This is a genomic window from Aeromonas sp. sif0611 (genome assembly GCF_019218845.1).
Lineage (GTDB): Bacteria > Pseudomonadota > Gammaproteobacteria > Enterobacterales > Aeromonadaceae > Aeromonas > Aeromonas media.
In genome coordinates, this window is the sequence record NZ_JAHUWU010000034.1 from 1 (window position 1) to 378 (window position 378).

The window sequence follows — 378 nt, forward strand, 5'->3', positions numbered from 1 at the left end:
AGTCGTAACAAGGTAACCCTAGGGGAACCTGGGGTTGGATCACCTCCTTACCTTAAGATGTCGAAGTTGTTGAGTGTTCACACAGATTGCCTTGATTCAAAGTAGTTAGAGCAAAGACCTGATGCGCCCTGGCGTGTCAGTGCTTGTTTGGCGAATGCCAAACGAGAGAAGCCCTTTTGTTGGGTGTCGGGACGTGAATAGCGGCGCAAGCGGCTACCCGGTTACCTGCGCGCAAGCGCAAAGACAAATCCGGGTCCCCTTCGTCTAGAGGCCTAGGACACCGCCCTTTCACGGCGGTAACAGGGGTTCGAATCCCCTAGGGGACGCCACTTCTCTTCTTGCTAACAAGAATGCAGACATAAGCATTACATGTTTATG

At 52.4% G+C, this 378-nt stretch carries 1 tRNA gene; it reads left to right on the plus strand.

From position 1 onward, the window contains the following. The first annotated feature begins 253 nt into the window (after positions 1–253). Positions 254–329 (plus strand) — tRNA-Glu (locus KW824_RS20645). The last annotated feature ends 49 nt before the right edge of the window (positions 330–378 follow it).